Below are 18,359 nucleotides of genomic sequence, written 5' to 3'. Positions count from 1 at the left end.
ATGTTAAAGCAACATTTCATTTTCGCCTTCGCGGCGATTTTGCTCTCCTTCACGGCCTGTGAAGAAGAGTCTTTCGACCCGGTACTGACGCTGGGCGCACCTTCATCTATTTCTGCTCCGGCGGATGGTTCTTCGTTCATCATCGAAGAAAGCACCCGTGAGGATGACTTCCCTACCTTCACCTGGAGTGCTGCCGATTTTGGTTTTCCGGCAGGAGCGAGATACTCGGTAGAGGTGGCCCTGGCCGGTACCGATTTTGCTGAGCCGACCTCCATCATTCCTGCGGTGAATGCACTGAGCGGTACCGCGAAAAACAGTACAATAAACAACTTTCTGATCAACAACGGTATCGCCGGAGGCACCAGCCAGGCGGTGGAAGTCCGTATCAAAGCCAGCGTTGGTACAACTGCGGATAACAACGTACTGTACTCAAGCCCCATTTCACTGAACGTAACGCCCTTCGAGGCTGAAATAGAGTACCCCAAGATTTACGTACCCGGCGCTCACCAGGGCTGGAGCCCCGATGCGCCCGATGCGCCGAGGCTTCACAGTGTGGAGGATAACGGCATCTACGATGGTTACGTTTTCTTCGCTGAGGCAAACAATCAGTTCAAATTTACCCCACAGCCCAACTGGGATGCGGATTACGGTGATACCGGTGCGGATGGTACCCTCGACGCAGGCGGCGACAACATCATGGCCGGCGAAGCCGGCCTTTACCGTCTTAACGCCAACATCAATGACCTGACCTACACCGCAACCGTCACGAACTGGGGCCTCATCGGTTCAGCTACACCGACCGGCTGGGACTCAGACACCGACCTCGTGTACGATGCAGAAACAGGCCTCCTGAGCCTGACGATTGACCTGGTTGAAGGTGAGATCAAGTTCCGCGCCAACGACGCATGGGACCTGGACTTCGGAGACGTAGGCGCTGACCTGAAACTGGAGTACGGCGGCGATAACATCGTAGTCGCTGAAGGTGGCAACTACACCATCGTTGTCGATCTGACCGGCCCGATTTACAGCTATTCGCTGACCAAAAATTAATCGACTTGTTTTTGAATAACGGCCGGCAGACTTTGGTTTGTCGGCCGTTCCTTTTTTAAGGGCGGGGCCGCAGGTACAAGGCACGGTTTTGGAGGTGATCTCTGGTTGCCCTGCTCCTCAAAAAACGGTCATTGCATCCCGCGTCTGCGCCCTGATACATTTTGTGAATATGATGAGCCCAACGATCAGAATCAACTTGCTACTCGTCCTAATCCTTTGCGGAGCCACCGTCCGGGCCCAGCCCGGTTTCTACCTCGGTGCCGACCTCAGTTACGTGAATGAAATGGAGGACTGCGGCGTGCGCTACGAGGCAGGAGGGCTGGAGGAAGACCCTTACACCATTTTTGCCGATGCGGGTGCAAACCTGGTGCGCCTGCGCATTTGGCACAATCCCCGTTGGTACGACGACCTCAACGACGGCAACCGCTACGGAGATCTGGCCGACGTAAAACGAAGCATCGCCCGCGCAAAAGCATCAGGGATGAGCGTCCTGCTCGACTTTCACCTCTCCGACACCTGGACGGACCCCAGCCGGCAAATTGTCCCCGCCGCCTGGGCCGGGGTAACAGATAACCTGTCGGTGCTGGAAGATTCGCTCTACAATTACATTCACGCTACGCTGCTGAACCTCAATGCCGGTAACCTTATGCCGGAAATGGTTCAGATCGGAAACGAAACCAATAAGGGCATCCTGCAATCTGCGGAGGACGATGCGGCTGGCTGGGCCTTAGACTGGCCGCGTAACGCGGCCCTCTTCAACCGGGCCATCGCAGCGGTGCGCGACGTTGAAGTGGAGACCGGAAAAAACATTGGGATCGCTATTCACATTGCCGGACCAACCAACGCCGGCTGGTTGCTTGAAGGCTTCGAAGAGCACGGAGTAACGGATTTTGACGTCATCGGCCTTTCCTATTACTGGGCCTGGCACCAGCCAACAACGATTGGGGACGCCGGAGACATCGTTGAGCGGCTGAAAGCCGATTACCCCGGCAAGGAAGTGATGATCTTTGAAACGGGTTATATCTGGACAACCGAAAGCAACGATACTGCCAACAACATTATTAGTTCGGTGCAACCAGGCTACGCGCCCGCCAGCCCAAACAACCAGAAACGATGGCTGGTAGACCTGACGCAGGAAATGATCCGCCGCGGTGCGGCGGGGGTGATTTACTGGGAACCCGCATGGGTGAGTTCTCCCTGTCGGACACAATGGGGGCAGGGCTCGCATCAGGAACACGCTGCTTTTTTCGATTTCACCAACAACGTACTTCCTGACGGGGGGATGGGCTTTTATGCCTACAACTACGACGGACTGGTCTCCCACGCCGAGCTCCCCGCAGGGGAGCCTCCGGTTAGTGTGCTTGTCAGCCCGGGAGGGCGTGCGCTTGAGGTAACCTTTGCGGCTGGCTTAGCGGACCAAAGGGCCCGCCTGCAACTGGTGGATCTCAGCGGAAGAGTGATGTTGAGGTACCCGTTGGGTACCAGGGGAGCGGGGTACGAGAGTGTGCCGCTGCCCGAATTACCGGCTGGCGTTTATGTCGTGAAAATTGATGGATGGCCCGGCAACTCATTTGCGGCCAGGGTACTGTTGCTTCAGGAGTAAGCGAGGCTGTTATCCGTACCCTGCACCTGCGTCCGCGCCCCCGGAAATGGGAGCGCCATAGATTTCCTGATTTATAAATTGAGGGGTACGTGCTGGTTTTAAGTCCGGTTTGTTCACCGCTATTTTTGACTTAGTGTTTCCCGCAGCATTCTGATTTCGTCGGTAAGGGCGTCCACCTTTTTTTCAAGTTCTTCGTTGTTGTCCATCATCATTTCATCGATGAACACGGCGTTGGCCAGGCTCATGCCGAAGATTCCGCCCAGAATTACCACGATGGCGAAGTAGAAACGAGTCATCCCGATCGTAAAAGCGCTATCGGTAGTTTGTACGATCGCAGCCGGAATTTCGTTCCAGCCCTCCAGCGTAAACAGCTGAAAAATGCTGTAAATACTCACCAGTGGGTTCCCGAAATACTCAGGAGCGATGTCGGCGTAAAAATGGCAGGTGAGGATGGCGAGCATGAAGTTGAGGAACACCAGGGCAACGAGCACAAAGACCGAGGCTTTAATGGCCCGCCCCAGGCCAGTCATCACGTGTTCAATGTTGGGGATAAACCGTAAAAACCGTACCAGTCGTACCAGCCGGAACAGGCGCAGCAGAATAAGCAGGCCGGTAGCTTCGGGGATCGGGAAAAGGCCCTCCAGAAAAACCGGGAGGCTGCCCATCACGATGATGAAGTCGAAGCGGTTCCAGTTGCCACGGAAGTAAGCTTTAGGCTTTAACACGATGAGTTTTACGATAACCTCGATCAGAAAAAAGAGGATGAAGGCGTGGTCGATGGCAAGGAGCCATTCGTTGTTTCTCAGCGTAGGGAAGTAGAGCGCAAAAATCACTACCGCATTGATAATAATGGCGGTTAGCATGGCGCGCTCACTAAGGAAAAGGCGTTTGATCATGTTACAGATTTCAGGATGCAAGTTACAGGTTGCGGGCTGAGTAGTTGCAACTTATAAGCTGCAACTTGTACCTTACAACCATCATGCAAACAATCGTAGACTACTTTACAACCATTCCGTCTTCCCACCGGAGCCTCATTCTGGTCGGCGGAATCACCATTTTCTGGCTGATCGAAAGCGCGGTTCCGCTGTTCGCCAATACGTACGGGAAGTGGAAGCACGCCGGCATCAATTTCTTCTTTACCCTCACCACCATCATCGTCAATTTCATTCTTGCGTTCATCCTTGTGCGTACGAGCGAATGGGTCGTGGCGGCCGATTTCGGATTGCTGCAATGGCTGAATCTGCCGGTATGGGCGGTACTGGTACTTGGGCTGCCGCTGCTCGATCTCATCGGGGCTTATGCTGCGCACTGGACCGAGCACCGCATTCCGGTGCTGTGGCGTTTCCACCTTATCCACCATACCGATCAACATATCGATACCACGAGTGCCAATCGCCATCATCCGGGAGAAAGCGTAATCCGCTTTATTTTCACCACCGCTGCGGTTCTGATTGTTGGTGCACCGATCTGGTTGGTATTTCTGTACCAGAGTCTGAGCGTTGTACTGTCTCAGTTCAACCACGCCAACATAGTGGTGCCCAAATGGATCAATAAGGTGTTGTCACCGGTTCTGGTTACGCCAGACATGCACCGGGTGCATCACCATTACCGGATGCCGTACACGGACACTAATTTTGGTAACATCTTCAGTTTTTGGGACCGCATCTTCGGGACTTACTCCGAGGTAGACAATACCAAACTTATTTACGGAGTAGACACGCACATGGACCTTGCCGATCATTCCGACATCGGGCATATGCTCAAAGTACCGTTCGTGAAGCGCGAAACCCTGAAGTACGATACTGAGGAAAAATTATAGGTCACAGAAACCGCATTCGGGCGCGGCCGCAGGTGCAAGGAAGGTTACGAGGTCCGTTGGGGCTGCCAGACCACCAATCCGCTCGGGACGCGGGGTTCAAAGCGGGTGCTTTTGGGAGGCAGGCAGTGGCCTGCTTTCACCTCAGCGAAAAACGAATCGACCGGCAGCGGAAAGCCACACAGGTACACCTTTCCGGCTTCGGAAGGAAACTGCAGAATGCCATCCTGCGGGTCCGGGGTTGGTTCGAATACGATGCGCGCATCGGTTCTGGTGTCCTCGATGCCGAAAGTGCGGGGCAGTACGGTATGGTCGAGCCATTCGGAATCGATGCTTTTATCGTTGTCGGCTTTTCGGAGGAGACGGTAGTACGAGCCTTCAAAGACCATCAACCACTCACCGGCTTGGGTGGGGGCCAGCGGTGATTCTACCGCTTCGTAGCTGAAAAACTCACGTAACCCGGACAGTAATTCGGGAAGTGGTCGTTCGTAGTCGACAACACGGGTAAAGGCACCGATGGTCAGTTCGTTGCCCCCTATGATGCAAACGGGAATGAAGTCGCAGACACGCTCACCTTTGGAGGAAAGCCGGGCGTGGGTCTCCGCCCGGTGGTGACCATCGGCAATGACCAGGGGGCCGGCAAAGTCGAGACTGAGGGGCGCAGTTCCCGCCTCAGACTTTGGTTGGAAAGTGCGAAGTTGGTAATCGTTGTTTTGTCCGTTATAGATCACCTTCTTGTCGGAGAGGTGGTAATCGGAGTCTACTTTCTGCCACCATTCGTTCAGGTTGGGAGCCGTCAGCAAAACGGGTTTGCCGAGCGCTCCGCCATCGGCGAGTACGGTTGCTTCCTGGCGTTGTAAGCGCGCGAGCAGGGTCTTTTCGTGCGGGTGCACGGTACCGTCCAGAAACGCGGAGGCTGCAACGAGACCACATATGCCACGGGCTTGTTGTTGGTTATGGCCGGTACGGATCGTTAGTTCAGCAAAAGACGCTTCCTCCGTGGGCACCAACTCGCCGGAGGGGACCAGTCGTACACCATCGCGGGTGAGCGGTAGCACGGAAACAGAATTGCCAAACGCCGGATGCAGAAAGGAGGGGAAAGGGTATAACTTAATTGTCATGTACTAGCTGAGTTCCTGCAATGTAGGAAAAGTTGGGGTTATTGGTTACGGAAAACAGAACGAGCTACTTCACCCTTTCTGCAAACGAAAGAGAGGCACCACGCAAGCGCGGCACCTCTCCTGAACTAAACCCCAGTTATAAAAAATCTTAAAAAACCAACGTGCAATTGGTTGTTCCTGCAATATACGGGATATGCTCTGTTAAAATTGTTAAGGGAACAAGGAATTTTATTCTTTCAGTTCACCGGGCGAACTGATCTCGCTCCCGGCTAGTGCGCAGTGAAACGACCACGAATACTACAACGTGGGGCAACGACTGTGCAGTCGCCAGAGCATAGCAGGCTAGCGGTTTATCTGGCGTCGGCGGTAGCTCCGAAGTCGAACAGGAGGCTAAAGCGAAGCGTGTTGTCCAGCGGGTTACGCTGGCTGGAAGTAGGAACCAGATAGCTGAAATTAAGGCCGAAGATGTTGTATTTCAGGCCCAGACCGGCGGTGAGGTATTTTCTTCCGCCCTTTGTGCTATGCTCGCTGAAGTAACCGGCACGTACGGCAAACTGCTTGTCGTAGAGGTATTCAACACCAACGCTGTAGGTGAACTCGCGCAGTTCCTCGCCAAAACCCTGGGGGGCATCGCTGAAGCTGCTGAAGATACCGGAAATCGGGCTTTGGTCGTCAATGGCGTCCTGGTCGCAAAAAACGTCCGTGCCGTCACAACCAGTTGGTACCAGAAGTTTGTTGGTCTCCGCCGTTACTGTGATTTCGTTATAAGCGTCAAGATCAAAAGTGTACGCGGCACCAACAGCGAGGTTGGCAGGGAGGAAGTCACGCACGGTGTCTTTGGTGTAGGTGATCTTGGAGCCGATGTTGGTAATTGCTGCTCCGATGGCGAATTTGTTACGTCTTCCACCGCTGGAGCGGATGTTGTCGTTACGGTAAGTAAAACCGAGGTCGGCGGCGAAGGCCTGGCCGGCTTCCAGTACCTTTCCGCTCACTTCCTGGCCGCTGGCCAGGTTGGAGTTGATGTACTTACCGGTAAGGCTGGCGCTGAACCGGTCGCTCAGCTTACGGGTGTAGGCCAGGGCGAATTCGAATTCGTTGGGCTTACCGGTACCGGTGCTCAGGCCGTTCACGTCCGTAAACTGGATGTCGCCCAGGCTAAAGTAACGAAGGGAGGCTCCGACGGCCTGAAACTCGTCAAGTTTTTTGTAACCTCCGATGTAGGCGAGGTAAACATCGTTCAGGCCCAGCGCCTGGAGCCAGGGCGTGTAGGTAGCGCCGAAGGCAGCTTCCTCCGGGGCGAAAGCCAGGCGGCTGGCGTTGTAGTGCAGTGAGTTGGCGTCTCCGGAGAGGGCCACGCCGGCGTCGCCCATCGCACCGCCGCGAGCATCCGGGTTGATGCGCAGGAAGGGAACGGCGGAGATCACTGTATTTACGCAGGGAGAACCGTCGGGTGATATTACTCCGAGTTCAGGGTCGTCAATACACTGCTGAGCGTTCAGCGAAAATGTGAGGCAGCAGATGGCCAGGATACTCAAAGAGTTACGTAAGATTCGTTGCATGTTAGCTTTTGATTTCCGAAAATATGCGCACCGGGGGGGGAGAATTGTCAATCGGTGGCGCGTAGTTAAATCGTTGTATTGCGCGCCTTGGTGCGCGTTAAGGCTTTTTTAACGGTTGGTTGCTTGTGCTTATTTTCGGGGGGGTGACTTATGATGGCGCAAAAATAGTTAATTTGGTAGTTAGGCGGTTGGTAGTGGGTAGAAAGTAGTGGGTAGTGCTACCGCCGTTACCGTTCGCGGCGCTGTGCTTGCTCATCAGTTATAGTGGGAAGATTGATAGTGGGTAGTGCTGCCGCAAGCACCGCTCACCGCGTTTACTTGTCCGAAGACGAATGAGCGTAGCGGAATGAGTGGGGGCCAGCGTCAGTACTACATTCTACCCGCTACTCACAACCTCCTCTCCCAGCGGGAAAAGCGGTAGGCCAGTTCGTTCTTGCCCTCCGGGCGGTGGCCTTCGCTCCATACTTCGCGCCATTCTGTGGGATCGAGTTTAGGGAAGAAGGCGTCTCCGCCTTCGATTTCGGCGTCGACAATGGTGAGGTAAACGGTGGAGACCAGATCAAGACTTTGCTTGTAGAGTTCGCCGCCACCGATGATGAAGGCGGTTTCAGCCTCAGTAACGGAAGGGTGGGCCAGAGCGCCCTGCAGGCTGTGCTCAACGACCACACCGGTGGCGGAGAAAAAAGCGTCGCGGGTGAGCACGATGTTGGTACGCTTAGGTAAGGGCCGGCCAATGCTGACGAAGGTCTTGCGGCCCATAATTACGGGGTGGCCGAGCGTCGTTCGTTTGAAGAATTTTAGGTCAGCGGGTAAGTACCAGGGGATTTGGCCGTCCTTCCCGATGGTGCCTTTGCGGTCGGTAGCTACTATGGCGGATAGTTTCATGGGGCAAAGGTAGGTATTCTCAATTCTTGATTGAGCTGCTGCGGTTAGCACTTTTTTGGTTTCGTTCATTTGCCTTTAGGTAAGGCCAATGCCCGGGAGAATATCCTTGTTCATCGCTTCGTACACCGTTTCTATAGGAACTTCAAGGTTCGCCAGGTCGCGCCGGTCAACGTATAGCTTTTGGGTTGTCACAAAAGGTGTCACATCCACGATTTTTTGGATCATTTCGGTGCCAAACCGGTGCAAAATAGCTCCTTTCATCCCAATCTGAATGGCCTTTCTCTCGAGTTTGCCGCCGTAGGGATCATGGTCCGGGTCCCACTGCAAACGAACTTCGCTGCTGGATAAACGGGCTTTCCAGTCAGTTTCCGTTTCGTAAACATCAGCCTGGTAAGAGCTGAAGACCGCCTGGCTTAGCACCTCTTCCCAGTCTTTCTTGCTAATGTATATCGCCAGCACCCGCTCCTGGTTCTCTTTCTCGGCCCAACCGCAGCGGTACATCATCCACAGGAAATTAGGCTTCACCCAAGACATCCGGTTGTAGCTGAAGGCGGAGCCTCCGAATTGCTGATGCTCCACGGCATAGCCGGCAATGGCCGGTTTATAAGCCTGGTACAAAACGACGTTATCCCCCGCCTGGTAAGCCAGGATGTAGCGGCCGGAGGCGGGAACACGCGCCTGATAATTGGCGTAAGGCTCAATGTTTATGCGCCAGTTGTGATAGCCCGTTTCCGGAATTTTGCGCCCCTTGCGGGCCAGCTCTTCTTCCCAACTATCAAGTCGTTTTCGTGCAAAGCCCGCAACAATTTCGTCGTCGCCTCCGGCAAGGATTTCGAGGTAGTTCCTGGCTTCATTTGTGCCGATATCGGCCAGCGCCCAGGTGAATACCCGTGAGATCGGCTTATAGTCGAATTCTGGTATCCCCCCCTTCACTATCTGATCGAACATCCATTTAGCGGTAGCAGGGTGGGCCGCACGTTGAAATTCGTAGGCCAACTCGTTGTGGAACCCGTGCCAGGGTTCTTCAAAGAGTTGCTGAGCAAACTCCAGGTGTTCAAGTTGGGTCAGGCCACTGGGGTCTATTTTATGAAAATCCCAAGCTCTTTGGTCATCGCGACTGGCAATCAGGTTCTCAAATTCAATTGTAAATCTCTCTTTAGGTGTCATTCTACGTTAAGTTGGATTTAGATGAAGAACACCGGATTCGTTCCCGAAGGTTGCGGCGGTCTTCCTGGCGTGCCTGGCGTCTCAAAAAAACGCACCCTGCACCTGCGGCCGCGCCCGGAAGCGGAAAGGTTGCTGATCATGCAAAATCCTTGCTCTGCTCTTCAAACAAAAGGTGTAAGCTAAACCTTTCTTACCTACATTTGTGATTCGTCAACCAACCAAACCAACAATAGACCAAAATACCAATACCCCCGCCTCCGGCACCATCTACGCCGACATCGTTCTGCCGTTGGCGTTACGCCAGACGTACACTTTTTCCGTGCCGGAGGAAATGGTAAATCAGTTGCAGACCGGGATCCGGGTAGAGGTCCAGTTTGGCCGCAATAAACACTATACCGGAATTGTACGGAGGCTGCACGGCAAGCACCCCGGTTATAAGGTGAAACCGATCCTGAGCGTCATCGATCTGGAGCCGCTCATTACCGAGACGCAACTCAGAATGTGGGAATGGATGGCCGGTTATTACTGCTGCACCGTCGGCGAAGTGATGGCCGCCGGCCTGCCGAGCCACCTCAAACTCACCAGCGAAACCATCATCACCCTCGGCCCGCTCTTCAGCGATGACGCCACGCAGATGGACGACCAGGAATACATGATCGTGGAGGCGCTCACGCTGCAACACGAGCTTTCGCTCAAGGACGTCCGCGACATCCTCCAGAAAAAAACCGTTTATCCCGTCATCCGGCGATTGCTCGACCGACGGATCATCTTCCTGAAGGAAGAACTACAACTGAAATACAAGCCCAAAAAGCTGAAATGTGTACGTTTTACGCCCGCCTACACGACCGAGGCAGAGCAGATTGGAGCCTTTGAGCTGGTGAGCAAATCTGAGCGCCAAACGGCCGTTTTGCTGGAATACCTGCAACTGATGCGCGACAAGCCCTTCATTCGCCGGGTAGACCTTACGAAGCGAACGGGAGCATCAGACGCCGTGATCAAAGCGATGGTGAAAAAGGGTATTTTCGAGTTTTACGAACACGAAGTCAGCAGAATCAGTGGTGCCGAAGGCGAGGCCGGCGAGGCATTCGATTTGAGCGAGCAGCAAGTGACGGCGCTGGCGCAGGTGCAGGGTTTTCATGAAGCCGGGAAACCCGTCCTCGTACACGGGGTTACGGGAAGCGGAAAGACCCGCGTCTACCTGGAGCTGATGCAGGCAGTGCTGGGGCAGGGCAAGCAAGTCCTCTACCTGCTGCCCGAGATCGCCCTGACCGGACAAATCGTTAAGCGCCTCCAGCGCGTACTCGGCGATAAGATCGCCGTCTACCACTCCCGCCTCAACAATATGGAACGGGTAGAAATCTGGAAAGCAGTACTGGCCGGAGAGTTATCGGTCGTCGGTCCGCGGTCCGCTTTATTCCTGCCGTTCACGAACCTTGACCTCGTAGTAGTCGACGAAGAGCACGACTCCAGTTACAAGCAACAAGAACCTGCACCCCGCTACCACGGCCGCGACGTTGCGGTGTACCTGGCCCATCTCCACGGCGCGAAGACCATCCTCGGTACCGCGACCCCGAGTCTGGAAAGCTGGGAGAACGCCCGGCGGGGTAAGTACGGGTTGGTGAGCATGCCCCAACGCTTCGGCGGCATCGCTATGCCCGCCATCGAGGTGGCCGACCTGCGCGAGGAAAACGAAAAAGGCGTACGCCACGCTTTCTTCACCCCAACCCTGATCAACGAAATAAAAGCGACCCTGGAGCGCGGCGAGCAGGTCATTCTGTTTCAGAACCGGAGAGGCTTCGCCCCGGTTTACTTCTGCCCGACCTGCGACCACACCATCGAGTGTGTCAACTGCGACGTCAGCCTGACCTACCACAAATACCAGCACCGCCTCCGCTGCCACTGCTGCGGCTATGCCGCAACTCCGCCCGAACAATGCCCCGCCTGCGGAAGCCCGGAGATGAAACTCGGCGGAACCGGAACCGAAAAAATAGAGGACGAACTCAAAATTTTCCTCCCCGACGCACGCCTTGCCCGCATGGATGCTGATACCACCCGGGGCAAAAACGCACTCGGAGAACTCCTCAGCCGCTTCGAGCTCGGTGAGCTGGATATTCTGGTGGGTACCCAGATGGTGACCAAAGGGCTGGACTTCGAAAAAGTAGGCCTCGTTGGCATCATCAACGCCGACCAACTCCTGCGCTTCCCCGATTTCAGGGCCGACGAGCGGGCCTTCCAGCTGATGGTTCAGGTGGCCGGCCGTGCCGGCCGGAAGCACCGCCAGGGTAAGGTCATCATTCAGGCGATGGAGAAGGGCCATCCCGTGATCCATGATGTGATCGACGAAGATTACCACCGTTTCATCGGGCGCGAAAGCCGCCACCGGGCCGAGCACCGGTTCCCGCCCTACGTGAAGATGATCCACGTGCAGCTGCGCCACCCCAAACGATCCATAGTGGAGGAAGGCGCCAAACTGATGGGCGGTTGGCTGAAACATCATCTCCGTGATACCCTCGACGGGCCGTTTGAGCCCAGCGTCGCCCGCCTGCGGACCTATTATCTTCAGGAGATGGTTATCCGTGTGAAGCCGGACGGGAAAGAACTCAACCGGGTTAAGGGGATTTTACAAAAAGCGGTAACTCAGCTCGGAAAAACGGAACGGCTGACCGGGGTTCGGGTGGTCGTGGATGTCGATCCGTATTAAAATTGGTGCAGGCGCGGTAAGGCGTCGGGGTAGGTAAGCCAGAGAGCGTTCAATCTCTACCACAAATCATCAAAAGGGTGAAAACTACATAACCGCCGGGGCATCTTTATCTTCTAAGATAAAACATCAATACCAGCGATTATGCGTGCAATTACACTACTATTCCTTCTTTTCTGTACCTCTTTATTAAGTGCTGCAGACTACTACGTTGCTAAAGACGGAAGCGATGCCAACGACGGTTCAGAAACGAGCCCTTTCCTTACCATATCCAAAGCCGCCGGCTTGATGGTTGCCGGTGATGTATGCTACATCAAAGAAGGGGTTTACCGTGAAGTGCTGTCGCCCGCCAACGGCGGGACGGAGGCCAACCCGATCACCTTCAGGGCTTTCGGTGAAGACAAAGTAATCATCTCCGCCACCGAAGAGTTGTCTGGCTGGCAAAACCTGGAGGGTAATATCTGGAAAACAGCCGCCGACATAGAATTCGGGCGGAGAACAATGCTTTACTACAACGCCGAACCAATGGACAACGCCCGCTGGCCCAACAATACGGACGGCGATCCTTTCACCATAGATGCAATGACGGTCGAGGGCGGCAGCGCCAACACCATCGTTGCAACCAATTTGCCCGCTGGTGCCGACATTACGGACGGTTACGTATGGTACCTCGGCGCGCATTCAGGAGCAAGCTGGACCCAACCGATCAATTCCGTTAGCGGAAACACCATCACCCACGTGGCCAACGATATTTCCCGCTGGCCGTTCAACCCGCACAACCCGACGGTTTTCCGGAACGAAAACCGCGGCCGCTTCTTCCTCTTCGGAGACAAAGACTTGCTGGATTATCCCCAGGAATGGTACTTCGACGCTGCTGCAGATGAAGTATTCTTCATCGCGCCGAGTAACGCCGATCCCAACGATGCAACGGTTGAATACGCCAGCCGTGAGCGCACGGTACTCCTCGGAAAAGAATGGATCGTCGTGGAAGGCCTGACGACCTTCGGGGGAATCGTCAACATCAAAGCTGAAAACTGTATCATCCGTAATTGCGAAATCAGGCATGGCCTCCAAAGCCTGGATGAACTGGGGAATACGGATGCTCAGGTAAGCGAAGGAGCAGTATACATTCAGGCGAGTAACACCCTGATTGAGGATAATCTGATCGAAGGCGGATCTTTGAATGGGATTTCGGTACAGGGCTGGGCCGGAGAAACAGGGGTGGTAATCATGGGCAACGAAATCCGTGAGTTCAATACCGTAGGAAACCATTCTTCTCCGATTCGTTGTCGGGCAACGAACTCGAAAGTGATCAGTAACACCATCGTCGGCGGAGGACGCGACGGTATATTCATTCCTACCAACAATTCGGAAATCGCGTGGAACGATGTCTCCGATGTAATGCGGATCAATAACGACGGCGGTCTCTTCTACGTAGTGGGGAACGAGGATGACAAGAATACCAGCATCCATCACAACTGGTTTCACGACAGCTTTGGGCCCGACTACGCTGACGGACGTTGCGCCGGAATTTACCTCGACAACGACTCCAAAGGCTACGATGTGCACCACAATGTGGTCTGGAACATCAGCTGGAGCGCAGTGCAAATGAACTGGGATGCCTGGAACAACGACATCTTCAACAATACTTTCTGGAACGTAGACCTTGCCATGGGGATCTGGCTTAATGGCCGCGTGCACCTCAACAATCGTGTCTGGAACAATTACACGCCCGTGGGCCCCTGGGAAGGCCAGGACGTTGCGGACAACATCATTGATCCAATGGATAACTTCGTCGATCTGGCGAATAACGACTTCCGGCCCAACGACAACAGCCCGATGGTCAATGCCGGCCGGATCATCCCCGGTATCACGGATGGCTACCGGGGCGCAGCCCCGGAGGTAGGCGCTTACGAACGAGGTGCCGAACAGTGGATTCCCGGCGCTCCGCGGGCAGACGGAGTTGTTACCGGTACCTCTAACGTACCCCGCACCCGCGTCCGCGCCCAAACGGTCCCTAACCCGACGGTCGGAGAAACACAGATTAGTTTCAGTCTGAGGAATGCTTCTGCTCTGAATTGGAAACTGGTTTCGGCCCACGGTCAGGTACTGAAAACCGGAAGTCAGGAATTACCCGCAGGGGGACAGCGCCTTGAAATTGATCTAACGGACCTTCCCTCAGGCACTTATCTATTCTCTGGTGCTACGGAAGAAGGGCGTGTCACGCAGGTGATTGTTCGCCGCTAAAGTCCGGTTTTTGCTTCCCGGAAAAGGAGAGGTGAAGACATAAAAAAAGCCCGGTCCTCTACTGGACCGGGCTTCTAAAGTCATCCCTATGATACTCTAAACGAGTAATTATGCCTCTAATATAGGGGGACTTAAAGGGTGAGAAAGCATTTTAGAGCTCGCCTTTATGAAGCGGTCGTGCTTTTTGTAGAAGCGGTAGTTGGCGACTTAGTTTCCCCGACGGATAGTGCCTCCTGAGCTCGTATTGGAGTCTACATCGGAAGGATTTCCGGTATAACGAATACGTCCTCCGGAGCTGGCGTTTGCTTCTAGTTCATCACTAACCCGGACGACGACGCCTCCGCCGGAGCTGGCGTTACAGCGGGCTTCTCTGGCCTGGTAATCTTCGGCATCCACCTTTCCTCCGGAGCTCACATTGGCCTTGAAACGGTCTGATGAACCCCTTACGGTCATGTTGCCACCCGAGCTGGCGTTGGTGTAAAGCTGGCCACCGGAGTAATCGAGCGTGATTCTGGCGCCACTGCTCACATCGGCTTCCATGCGTTCACCGGAGAACGAACTTTCGGTTTTTATCGTTCCGCTGCTCGATGCGCCCACGTATTCGAGTTCCGGCAGGGAAACGTACACGGTGATCTGCTTGTGGGACCTGATGTTGACGTCGCCCTTGAAGCCGATTTCGAGTCGGCCACCAACCACGTCGGTTTTGATGTGCTCCTGCAGGTTGCTTTCGGCCTCAACCTTAACGCTGAAGTTGCCCTTAACGAGGAGAACGTCGATATCGCAGCAAGTGCTTACACCATCGAAGCCATCGACGCTACGGGATGCTGTGGTAACATCTCCATTACCCTTGACGGAGCTGCGGTTCCCCCACTGTGCAGAGAGGGTGAGGGTGAAAGAAATGAGGAGAATTGTCAGTAAATGTCTCATAAATGGGTGATTTTAAATCAGAGACGAATTGTGCCAAATGAGGGTTGCACGTTTTCCTGAAAATACTGTCGGACGTTGAGGGCGCTGACGCAGGTGCAAAGAAAGGACGAAGAGCCTGACTGCTCCGTTAGAGATAAAGCTTACCGTTGATCCAGTTCTCTTCCATTATACTTTGCTGAGCAGCGTAAAATTTCATCGCTTCGGTATTGGTATCTACTACCTGCCACTTCAGCAACTGGCACTTTTTTTCCCGACCGCGCTCCAGCAATACGTCCCAAAGTCTTTGCCCGATTCCCCGGCGGCGGTAAGCGGGAGACAGAACGAAATCCTCCAGATAGATCATCCGGCCTTTCCAGGTTGAATAGGTGAAATAGTACAGGGCCATTCCGATTACGGTGCCTTCATCTTCGGCGACTACGGCTTTATAAAAGCCGTCGCGGAAGTCTTCTTCGTAAGTGGCTACTGTTGCGGTAAAATTTTGGCGTTCACCAACGTACTCGGCCAGCTCTCCTACAAGGCGGTGCAGGGCGGGGACGTCGTTGATGGTTGCCTGGCGAATCTGGATAGACAAAGCGGCGGGAGTTTAAAAGCAGAGGGTTCCGTTCACGGGTGTGCAGGCACAACTTGCCCGAACAGCTTCGCTCAGGCTGTTGCCGCTGAGCTTATTCTTCCGGTGGGGCAGGGAAAAACCAGGCTTGGGCCTTGTGCAAGAACCCAAAGCGGTAATGTGCAGACTATCCCGGGCGGAACACTCCTGGTTTATAAATTAAGAGGGGAAGATACAACGCAAGGCTCTTCTGCTCCGCCAGGCAGCAACCCTATTCTTCCTCCTCCTGGTCTTCGACGTGCTGAAAAAACCAGAAAATGGTCTTCCCGTAGTTCCTCTTTTCGACACAGCGTGGGTCCATCGAGAAATCGTGATGAGGGTTTGTCTCTATCACCAGCAAGCCTTTCGGGGCAAGGAGCCCTGCGTCGAAAATCAGGTCGGGGAGTTCGGGGATATTAGGGAGCGGGTAGGGTGGGCCGGCAAAAATGTAGGAATAGGGCTTTGCTACTTTCCGCTTGAAGAAGCGGAAAACATCCATCCTGAATATCTTAATGTATTCCTCAATGCCGAGCGTTTTCACGGTTCTTTCCACGAAGGAGACGGCCGGGCCGTGCTTGTCAACGTAAGTTACATCGGTACATCCACGGCTGATGAATTCATAATCATGGCTGCCCGTTCCGCCAAAGAGGTCGAGAAACCGTTCATCTTCGAAGTCGAGCCAATTGTTGTGCAGTACGTTGAAGAGCCCTTCCTTGGCGTAGTCTGTCGTAGGGCGGGTCGGCCAGTTATCGGCGGGCGGATTGAAGCGACGGCCTTTGAATTTTCCGGAGATAATGCGCATTGGGGAGAAGAATTTAGACAGCAGGGTTCGGAAAGCAGCGGGCACTTGCTGAGCGGGGATCAGGGCGTTCCACACTAAATGGTGCTCTCAGTTTATCCTAAACAAAGCAACTCAAAATAAAGATGCGCAGGTAAGCTGGCAAGTTCCGGCGGGAGGGCCGGCGGAGTTGGGTATTGACAGAACCGAATATCTTCGACGTAGCGGTAGAAGTGCCGGTACAACTCGCTGTGTTCTGTGATTTCGCCGCAGAGGTAAAGCGGCACACGGCTGGGAACCCAGCCACACTGCTGGTAGGCCAGCAGCAGGTAGTAAAGGGCATCGTTTGCGCCCGTGAAGACGAAAGTGTTGAAGTAGAGCAGATGGCCAGAGCGGTGGGCTGCTACAAATATCCGGCTACCTCGTATGGAACAGGAAATGGCCTGATGGCTCAGTCGCCGGGAGCGTGCTCCCCATGCCGAAAGAAGGCCTCCGGCAATATGGTGGGTCCGCAAGGGGCTCAACCTTCTTTCAACGGAATTAATCCGGGCGAGAGGGGCGGCAAAAAGAAGTTCTCCTCCCAATTCCTGATAGCGTTCGGCACGAACGTCGTCTTCCAGGCCAATGAGCGTAAGCTGCTCCAGGTAAACCCGTGGGTTAGAGGCATCGTACAGCTTTTGCGGTACCAGAGTGAGTCGTTCGCTTTCCCAGCCCAGGATACAGTTCCCGTAAGAGACCGAACGCAGTTTGTCGTCGTTCTGGATGATACGGTTGATGGTATCCGGCCAGTTGGCCTGGTCGTTGGCAGGCAGGGTTTCAGATTTGTAAGCCAGCAACCGGTTGTGGGTACGATCCCGAATGATATACGCAAAACTGTCCATCCCCGTAAGGATGGACAGTTCGTAGTCGTGCGCACCTTCCTTTCGGTAGGCCGCGGAGCTTATATCATAGTTGGTTACTGCCAAGAGCCGGAAAGGGTTGGCTTAGAGAGATCACCGAATTTAATCGGTTGGTTGGGCTCGTACGTTTGGTCGTACCGCTGGTACTTCGTGTCGCCGTATTTGCCCATGAATGCACTCTGGCGAACGCCTACCTGCACAACGGGAACGTTGGTGCTCTGGTATTCGATCTGCTTGGCATCGATGTCGAACTTAACGAGAGGAGTATCGTACTCCGGGCCGGTGTAAGGAACGTTTTCCATGCCTTCCAGTACGATGCCGAGACCCTGGACGGTGTCACGGGCAGCAATGTAAGTGGTGTCATAGGTAACAACGCCTCCGTCAACAGCGTCGGCATCACCAACTACGCGGATAGAGAGGAGCTGACCATTGGTCAGTACTTCTTTGAGCGTGTCAAAGTTGGCAGCGTATTCACCGGTGATGTCGCGGTAGAGGTCCTGTGCGGAACGGATCATTTCCAGTTTTCCGGAAACGGCCTCGGTCCGTGCAGCGCGCTCGGCGTTAAAAGCGATCGGTTCTTCAATGCTTTTGTACAGCAAAAAAGCGAGTACAAAGGCTAGAACCAGGAAGAGTAGACTGAAGAGTGTGCGCATCTGAAGCTTTTAATTTGTGCAAGTATAAAACATTTCTGGCATCCGGTAGATGCATCTTGCCTTTAGTTTGGTGCAACGTAGTGCTTTTTCGTTTGTTTGGTACGTATTTTAGTTGATTTTTCTTGCTTCCGGCGTCCACCCGACGGTTGTTTGGGCGCTGACGCAGGTGCAAAGTGAGGGCTTGTTGATCGCAGGACGGGCACTTCAACTCGTTGCGGAGCCGGCTTTCTTCAACGAGCCATCGAAGGAGACTGTTCATCTAAGTGTGTCTACATTACTTTACAGTTAGATACGATTATTATGGCAAAGAAAACCAAAAAGACACGCTCATTGGAAGAGCTTTTTACCGACTCGGAGCAACTCAAGCGCA

Annotated in this window: 15 protein-coding genes; 5 read left to right on the top strand and 10 right to left on the bottom strand. The window is 54.2% G+C overall.

The window, feature by feature from the left end; genetic code table 11:
* Positions 1–1,050 carry a SusE domain-containing protein gene (locus FUA23_RS19115; RefSeq protein WP_147932373.1) on the top strand — a complete coding sequence of 350 codons (1,050 nt, stop codon included), beginning with the start codon at positions 1–3 and terminating at the stop codon, positions 1,048–1,050.
* Positions 1,051–1,219: 169 nt separating this feature from the next.
* Complete coding sequence (locus FUA23_RS19110) at positions 1,220–2,653, top strand: glycosyl hydrolase 53 family protein (protein ID WP_147932372.1); 1,434 nt, start codon at positions 1,220–1,222, stop codon at positions 2,651–2,653.
* A 119-nt stretch (positions 2,654–2,772) separates the two neighbouring features.
* Here the strand turns inward: FUA23_RS19110 and FUA23_RS19105 are convergent, their stop codons facing one another.
* Positions 2,773–3,549, bottom strand: coding sequence for an ion transporter (locus FUA23_RS19105; protein ID WP_246144376.1), 777 nt, complete (start codon positions 3,547–3,549; stop codon positions 2,773–2,775).
* 83 nt (positions 3,550–3,632) lie between these two features.
* Between FUA23_RS19105 and FUA23_RS19100 the strand changes: the two genes are divergently transcribed.
* Entirely contained in the window at positions 3,633–4,472 is an 840-nt protein-coding gene (locus FUA23_RS19100) for a sterol desaturase family protein (protein ID WP_147932371.1), read from the top strand.
* Positions 4,473–4,516: 44 nt separating this feature from the next.
* Here FUA23_RS19100 and FUA23_RS19095 read toward each other — a convergent pair whose 3' ends face one another.
* From FUA23_RS19095 to FUA23_RS19080, 4 genes are all read right to left on the bottom strand, one after another.
* Positions 4,517–5,590, bottom strand: coding sequence for a DUF1015 family protein (locus FUA23_RS19095; protein WP_147932370.1), 1,074 nt, complete (start codon positions 5,588–5,590; stop codon positions 4,517–4,519).
* A gap of 350 nt (positions 5,591–5,940) precedes the next feature.
* Positions 5,941–7,149 (bottom strand): type IX secretion system outer membrane channel protein PorV, encoded by a 1,209-nt coding sequence (porV, locus tag FUA23_RS19090; protein WP_147932369.1) that lies wholly within the window; start codon positions 7,147–7,149, stop codon positions 5,941–5,943.
* A 387-nt stretch (positions 7,150–7,536) separates the two neighbouring features.
* Entirely contained in the window at positions 7,537–8,034 is a 498-nt protein-coding gene (locus FUA23_RS19085; RefSeq protein WP_147932368.1) for a dihydrofolate reductase, read from the bottom strand.
* 75 nt (positions 8,035–8,109) lie between these two features.
* Positions 8,110–9,201: a DUF4291 domain-containing protein gene (locus tag FUA23_RS19080; protein ID WP_246144375.1), complete on the bottom strand. Its 1,092-nt coding sequence runs from the start codon at positions 9,199–9,201 to the stop codon at positions 8,110–8,112.
* Positions 9,202–9,403: 202 nt separating this feature from the next.
* Here FUA23_RS19080 and priA point away from each other — a divergent pair, with 202 nt between their 5' ends.
* A complete protein-coding gene (priA, locus tag FUA23_RS19075; RefSeq protein ID WP_246144373.1) occupies positions 9,404–11,902 on the top strand; it encodes a replication restart helicase PriA in 2,499 nt (832 codons plus the stop codon).
* 141 nt (positions 11,903–12,043) lie between these two features.
* A complete protein-coding gene (locus FUA23_RS19070; RefSeq protein ID WP_147932367.1) occupies positions 12,044–14,146 on the top strand; it encodes a T9SS type A sorting domain-containing protein in 2,103 nt (700 codons plus the stop codon).
* A gap of 207 nt (positions 14,147–14,353) precedes the next feature.
* Here the strand turns inward: FUA23_RS19070 and FUA23_RS19065 are convergent, their stop codons facing one another.
* The 5 genes from FUA23_RS19065 to FUA23_RS19045 form a co-directional block, all read right to left on the bottom strand.
* A complete protein-coding gene (locus tag FUA23_RS19065; protein ID WP_147932366.1) occupies positions 14,354–15,073 on the bottom strand; it encodes a head GIN domain-containing protein in 720 nt (239 codons plus the stop codon).
* 127 nt (positions 15,074–15,200) lie between these two features.
* A complete protein-coding gene (locus FUA23_RS19060; protein ID WP_147932365.1) occupies positions 15,201–15,644 on the bottom strand; it encodes a GNAT family N-acetyltransferase in 444 nt (147 codons plus the stop codon).
* Between the two features lie 247 nt (positions 15,645–15,891).
* Positions 15,892–16,461, bottom strand: coding sequence for an RsmD family RNA methyltransferase (locus FUA23_RS19055; protein WP_147932364.1), 570 nt, complete (start codon positions 16,459–16,461; stop codon positions 15,892–15,894).
* 92 nt (positions 16,462–16,553) lie between these two features.
* Positions 16,554–17,402, bottom strand: a complete 849-nt coding sequence (locus tag FUA23_RS19050; RefSeq protein ID WP_147932363.1) for a DUF3822 family protein — start codon at positions 17,400–17,402, stop codon at positions 16,554–16,556.
* The gene (locus tag FUA23_RS19045) at positions 17,393–17,989 is read right to left on the bottom strand and encodes a hypothetical protein (protein ID WP_147932362.1); all 597 of its coding nucleotides are present in this window, start codon (positions 17,987–17,989) and stop codon (positions 17,393–17,395) included. The genes FUA23_RS19050 and FUA23_RS19045 overlap by 10 nt, the downstream gene beginning before the upstream one ends.
* Positions 17,990–18,359 lie beyond the last annotated feature (370 nt).

The organism is Neolewinella aurantiaca (assembly GCF_008014675.1).
Lineage (GTDB): Bacteria > Bacteroidota > Bacteroidia > Chitinophagales > Saprospiraceae > Neolewinella > Neolewinella aurantiaca.
This window is presented reverse-complemented; position numbering and strand designations above follow the sequence as displayed.

Coding starts and splice junctions, on each gene's coding strand:
- FUA23_RS19110 (WP_147932372.1), top strand. CDS start 1,220: ATGATGAGCCCAACGATCAGAATCAACTTGCTACTCGTCCTAATCCTT.
- FUA23_RS19070 (WP_147932367.1), top strand. CDS start 12,044: ATGCGTGCAATTACACTACTATTCCTTCTTTTCTGTACCTCTTTATTA.
- porV (WP_147932369.1), bottom strand. CDS start 7,149: ATGCAACGAATCTTACGTAACTCTTTGAGTATCCTGGCCATCTGCTGC.
- FUA23_RS19115 (WP_147932373.1), top strand. CDS start 1: ATGTTAAAGCAACATTTCATTTTCGCCTTCGCGGCGATTTTGCTCTCC.
- FUA23_RS19105 (WP_246144376.1), bottom strand. CDS start 3,549: ATGATCAAACGCCTTTTCCTTAGTGAGCGCGCCATGCTAACCGCCATT.
- FUA23_RS19055 (WP_147932364.1), bottom strand. CDS start 16,461: ATGCGCATTATCTCCGGAAAATTCAAAGGCCGTCGCTTCAATCCGCCC.
- FUA23_RS19100 (WP_147932371.1), top strand. CDS start 3,633: ATGCAAACAATCGTAGACTACTTTACAACCATTCCGTCTTCCCACCGG.
- FUA23_RS19065 (WP_147932366.1), bottom strand. CDS start 15,073: ATGAGACATTTACTGACAATTCTCCTCATTTCTTTCACCCTCACCCTC.
- FUA23_RS19095 (WP_147932370.1), bottom strand. CDS start 5,590: ATGACAATTAAGTTATACCCTTTCCCCTCCTTTCTGCATCCGGCGTTT.
- FUA23_RS19085 (WP_147932368.1), bottom strand. CDS start 8,034: ATGAAACTATCCGCCATAGTAGCTACCGACCGCAAAGGCACCATCGGG.
- FUA23_RS19080 (WP_246144375.1), bottom strand. CDS start 9,201: ATGACACCTAAAGAGAGATTTACAATTGAATTTGAGAACCTGATTGCC.
- FUA23_RS19045 (WP_147932362.1), bottom strand. CDS start 17,989: ATGCGCACACTCTTCAGTCTACTCTTCCTGGTTCTAGCCTTTGTACTC.